This window comes from Mycobacterium sp. (assembly GCF_049802695.1).
GTDB lineage: Bacteria > Actinomycetota > Actinomycetes > Mycobacteriales > Mycobacteriaceae > Mycobacterium.
Genome location: NZ_JBARMY010000130.1, coordinates 1 through 5177, shown reverse-complemented (window position 1 = coordinate 5177; position 5177 = coordinate 1). Strand labels below are relative to the sequence as shown.

The 5177-nt window shown below is 67.0% G+C and carries 5 protein-coding genes; 4 read left to right on the top strand and 1 reads right to left on the bottom strand.

From position 1 onward, the window contains the following. The coding region (locus WA317_RS05015) for an AAA family ATPase (RefSeq protein ID WP_425171993.1) at window positions 1-851 on the bottom strand (851 nt) is incomplete at its 3' end. A 93-nt stretch (window positions 852-944) separates the two neighbouring features. Between WA317_RS05015 and WA317_RS05010 the strand changes: the two genes are divergently transcribed. The 4 genes from WA317_RS05010 to WA317_RS04995 all read left to right on the top strand — a co-directional run. Next, a complete protein-coding gene (locus WA317_RS05010; protein WP_425171992.1) occupies window positions 945-1508 on the top strand; it encodes a TIGR00730 family Rossman fold protein in 564 nt (187 codons plus the stop codon). Window positions 1509-1736: 228 nt separating this feature from the next. Then, on the top strand, window positions 1737-3527 hold the full coding sequence (gene fadD6 / locus WA317_RS05005) for a long-chain-acyl-CoA synthetase FadD6 (protein ID WP_425171991.1): 1791 nt from the start codon (window positions 1737-1739) through the stop codon (window positions 3525-3527). A gap of 121 nt (window positions 3528-3648) precedes the next feature. Beyond that, on the top strand, window positions 3649-4536 hold the full coding sequence (gene folP / locus WA317_RS05000; RefSeq protein ID WP_425171994.1) for a dihydropteroate synthase: 888 nt from the start codon (window positions 3649-3651) through the stop codon (window positions 4534-4536). Beyond that, window positions 4533-5177 (top strand): glucosyl-3-phosphoglycerate synthase (locus WA317_RS04995; protein ID WP_425171990.1); only part of this gene is annotated, 645 nt, incomplete at its 3' end. The genes folP and WA317_RS04995, both read left to right, overlap by 4 nt.

Here is a 5177-nt window from a genome sequence, read left to right as displayed (position 1 = left end):
GTGTACAACGGGTGGGCCGCGTACACCAACTGCTTGCCGGCGGATACGACGGCGCCGCCTGCTTCCGCGTCGACAGCGGCCTGTTCGCCGGCCAACGCCGCCAGGTCGGACCGCGGCAGGGGCTCGGCGACCGCCAAAAAGTCCAGCACCGAACTCACCGGGGCCGGCAACGCGCCCAGGTAGTCGTCGATGACACCGGACAGCGGAAGCCGTTGTTCGTCGCGCCACCGCCACCGATCGTCGTGTGACACAGCGCCGTCTTCGACGAGGCGTCGCAGATGCAGCAGGTTGCCGTGACTGCGGCGAACGGCTTCGTCGAGGGTGGCGGCGTCGGGCGCCGCGCCGAACGCGGATTTCAACAGTGCGGATGTTCCGGTGCGGTCCAGCGGCTCGACGTCGATTCGGGTCAGCAGCCCGTCCGACCACAACGCCGTGACGACCTCGAGCAGCGGCGCATCCGGGTCGACCGTGACAATCAGTCGTGCCGAGCCGCTCAACGCGAACTGATACACCAGCGAGGCCGACAGGCTGTCCAGGTACTGGGCGTCGTCGACAATCAGCAGCAGATCGCCGCTGCTGCTGACCAGCGATCTGCGCGCGGCGCGAAGCACCTCGGCGGGCCGCCCGATCTCGGTCAGCCGGATCAATCCGCGGAAGGCACCGAACGGGACAACCCGCTCCGGCGCGGTGCCCCTCACCGGGTGAACTTTGGCGCCGAGGGCCTCGGCGGCGGTGCGTGCGAGCAGGGATTTCCCCACACCGTCGGGCCCGGCCAGCACCGCGCCGGATAACTGCGGGCTGCGCAGGGCGGCTGTCACTTGCGCAACGGCAGCGGCTTCTGGTGCGGTCACCCAGGACACCGCCGGATTTTATGGCCGGCCGCGGGTGCCGCAGGGTCTAAAGGCCAAATGCACGGCGTTGCAGTCCTGGTCTACGTTTCATCTGTGCGCACCAAAGCCGAGGCACCCCGGCAGTGGGCAGTCTGCGTGTACTGCGCATCAGGACCCACCGACCCCGGCTTGCTGGCCCTGGCCGCCAAAGTCGGCGAGGCGATCGCCGACCGCGGCTGGACGTTGGTGTGGGGCGGCGGCAACGTCTCGGCGATGGGTGCGGTGGCCACCGCGGCGCGGGCCCGCGGCGGCTGGACCGTCGGCGCGATTCCCAAGATGCTGGTCCATCGGGAGTTGGCCGACACCGATGCCGACGAGCTGATCGTCACCGACACCATGCGCGAGCGCAAGCAGGTCATGGAAGACCGTGCCGACGCCTTCATCGCTCTGCCCGGCGGCATCGGCACCTTGGAAGAGCTTTTCGAAGCTTGGACCGGCGGGTACCTCGGTGCGCACGACAAACCGGTGGTGCTGCTCGACCCCGGCGGACATTACGACGGGCTGCGGGCTTGGCTGTATGGGCTGGTCAATGCCGGTTACGTGTCGCAAGCCGCCATGGAGCGGCTGCAGGTCGTCGACGACATTGAGGCGGCACTGGCAGCCTGCGCGCCCCGATGAACGCCACAGCAGTCACATGAGCCTCCTGCGTCGCTCTGTCGGCATTGATGCCTGTTGCATTATGCTATCGCCCGCGATATCGCTTTTCAGCACTGGGTAATGGTTCTGGTCAGGTACTCAAGTTAACGATGTGACTGCCTACCGGTGGGCGTCGCCCGGCTCCTCCTCGGGCCGTCCCAGGCCCCATCTTCGACGGGCTAGGCTGGCCGCCGACTGCGGTTCAGCGAAATGGGGGACACAGTGTCCGAACGAGACTCCGACACCCGCACATCAGTCGGGCTGGTCGACATCGCCACCCGGCTGCCCGGCCTGCTGGCCGACGCACCGGTGATGCTGCGGGGAGCACTCACCGGGCTGCTTGCCCGGCCGACGTCCAAGACGTCGATCGGCAAGGTGTTTCAGGAGCGCGCCGCCCGCTACGGCGACCGGATCTTCCTTCGCTTCAACGACCAGCAACTCAGCTACCGAGAAGCCAACGCCACCGCCAACCGCTACGCCGCCGTGCTCGCTGCGCGTGGTGTCGGCCACGGCGACGTCGTCGGCGTAATGCTGCGCAATTCGCCCAACGCGGTACTGATCATGCTCGCCATCGTCAAGTGCGGCGCCGTCGCCGGCATGCTCAACTACCACCAGCGCGGCGACGTGCTGGCGCACAGCCTGGGCCTGCTCGACGCCAAGGTGTTAGTTGCTGAAGCCGATCTGGTCGACGCGGTCAGCGAAAGCGAAGCCGCCGCTGATCCGTTGGTGATCGAGGAACTGGAACGCTTGGCGGCCACCGCTCCTACCGGCAACCCGGCGTCGACGTCGGCGGTACTGGCCAAGGACACTGCGTTCTACATCTTCACATCCGGCACCACCGGCCACCCCAAAGCCAGCGTCATGACCCACTACCGGTGGCTGCGGGCGCTCGCGGCGTTCGGTGGCTTGGGGTTGCGCCTGCACCAGAACGACACGTTGTACAGCTGCCTGCCGCTATACCACAACAACGCGTTGACGGTCGCGGTCGGGTCGGTGCTCAATTCCGGCGCGACTCTCGCCCTCGGCAAGTCGTTTTCAGCATCACGATTCTGGGACGAGGTCATCGCTTACGACGCGACCGCGTTCATCTATATCGGTGAGATTTGCCGGTACCTGCTCAACCAGCCGCCCAAGCCGACCGACCGCGCCCACAAAGTGCGGCTGATCGCCGGCAACGGATTGCGTCCCGAGATTTGGGAGGACTTCACCAGCCGATTCGGCATCGCTCGCGTCTGCGAGTTCTATGCCGCCAGCGAAGGCAACACCGCGTTCATCAATGTCTTCAACATGCCCAGAACCGCGGGGGTCTCGCCGTTGCCGTTGGCGTATGTGGAATACGACCCGGACACCGGCGCCCCGCTGCGCGACGAGAGCGGGCGAGTCCGCCGGGTGCCTTCCGGTGAGCCGGGACTGTTGATCAGCCCGGTCAACAGACTACAACCGTTCGACGGTTACACCGATCCGGCTGCCAGTGAGGAAAAGCTGATCCGCAACGCTTTTCGCGACGGTGACTGCTGGTTCAACACCGGCGACGTGATGAGCCCGCAGGGGATGGGACACGCCGCGTTCGTGGACCGGCTCGGTGACACCTTCCGCTGGAAAGGTGAGAACGTCGCCACGACACAGGTCGAGGCGGCGCTGGCCTGCGACGAGTCGGTTGAAGAATGCAACGTCTTCGGCGTCGAGATACCGCGTACCGGCGGGCGCGCCGGGATGGCCGCAATCAAGCTGCGTGACGGTGCCGAGTTCGACGGTAAGTCGCTGGCGCAGACCGTCTATGAGCGATTGCCCAGTTATGCGCTGCCGCTGTTCGTGCGGGTGGTCGAATCGATGGAACACACCACCACATTCAAGAGCCGCAAAGTGGATCTGCGTGAGCAGGCTTACAGTGCCGGCGTCACCGACCCGCTGTACGTTCTGGCCGGCGGTGACGAGGGATATGTGCCGTACTACTCCGACTACGCCGAAGAAGTCGCGGCCGGCAAGCGACCGCAGGCGTAAGCCTGGGGGAGCGCGCCGGCCCATGAGGTGAAGCCGGCAAGCGACCGCAAGGCTAGCGGCTCGCCCTGAGCGCAGTCCGGATGGTCTGAGCGGGCACCATAGAGGGGTGCAAGCGACATCGATGACGTCCGCCGGCCGGTCCACGCTGTGTGGCCGGCCAGTGGCCGGTGATCGTGCGCTGATCATGGCCATCGTCAACCGCACGCCGGACTCGTTCTATGACCGCGGCGCCACCTTCGGCGATGACGCCGCCAAGGCGGCGGCGCACCGGGCCATCGCCGACGGCGCCGACGTCATCGACGTGGGGGGAGTCAAGGCCGGCCCGGGGGAGACCGTCGACGCCGAGACCGAGTCCGCCCGGGCGGTGCCGTTCATCGAATGGCTGCGCGACGCTTATCCGCAGCAGCTGATCAGTATCGACACCTGGCGGTCGGGGGTCGCCCGGCAGGCCTGCCGGGCGGGTGCGGACCTGATCAACGACTCTTGGGGTGGCTTCGATCCCGAACTGCCGGCGGTGGCCGCCGAAGCCGGGGCAGGCTTGGTCTGCTCGCACACCGGCGGCGCTGCGCCGCGCACCCGACCGTTCCGGGTGAGTTACGGCACAACCACCCGCGGTGTGGTGGACGACGTGATCCGCGAGCTGGGCGCGGCGGCAGAACGGGCGGTCAGGGCAGGAGTGGTCCGGGACCGCGTGCTGATCGATCCGACCCATGACTTCGGCAAGAACACCTTCCACGGGTTGGCGCTATTGCGGCACATGGAAGATCTTGTTAACACCGGATGGCCTGTATTGATGGCACTGAGCAACAAAGACTTCGTCGGGGAGACTCTTGGCGTGGAACTGACCGAACGGCTGGAAGGCACCTTGGCTGCCACCGCGCTCGCTGCTGCAGCCGGCGCCCGCATGTTTCGCGTGCATGAAGTTCGCCCCACCAGGCGGGTGCTGGAGATGGTGGCCTCCATCCAGGGCGACCGTCCGCCGGCGCGTACGGTGCGAGGGCTGGCGTGACGGCATCGGAGTTGGTCACCGGCGATCCTCAAGCAGATCGAGCGCTGGCCGGGCTGCCCGGCGACACCTGGCTGCTCGACCGCAGCTGGACTCGTCCGCGCTGGACGGTGTCCGAGCTGGAGGCCGCCAAGGGCGATCGCACGATCTCGGTGGTGCTGCCTGCGCTCAACGAGGAAGAGACCGTCGAATCGGTTGTCGACAGCATCTCGCCGCTGGTCGGTGGCCTGGTCGACGAGCTGATCGTGATCGACTCCGGCTCAACCGATGACACCGAGATCAGGGCCATCGCCGCCGGTGCCCGGGTCGTCACCCGTGAACAAGCCCTGCCGGAGCTGACACCGCGCCCGGGAAAGGGTGAGGTGCTGTGGCGATCGCTGGCGGCGACCCACGGAGACGTGGTGGTGTTCGTCGACTCCGACCTCGTCAACCCGAACCACATGTTCGTGCCGTGGCTGGTGGGCCCACTGCTTACCGGCGAAGGCATCCACCTGGTCAAGAGCTTCTACCGCCGGCCGCTCAAGGGGAGCAAGGAAAACGACCTCACCGGCGGCGGCCGGGTCACCGAACTGGCGGCGCGTCCGCTGCTCGCGGCGCTGCGGCCCGAGCTGGGCTCTGTGCTGCAGCCGCTCGGCGGCGAGTAC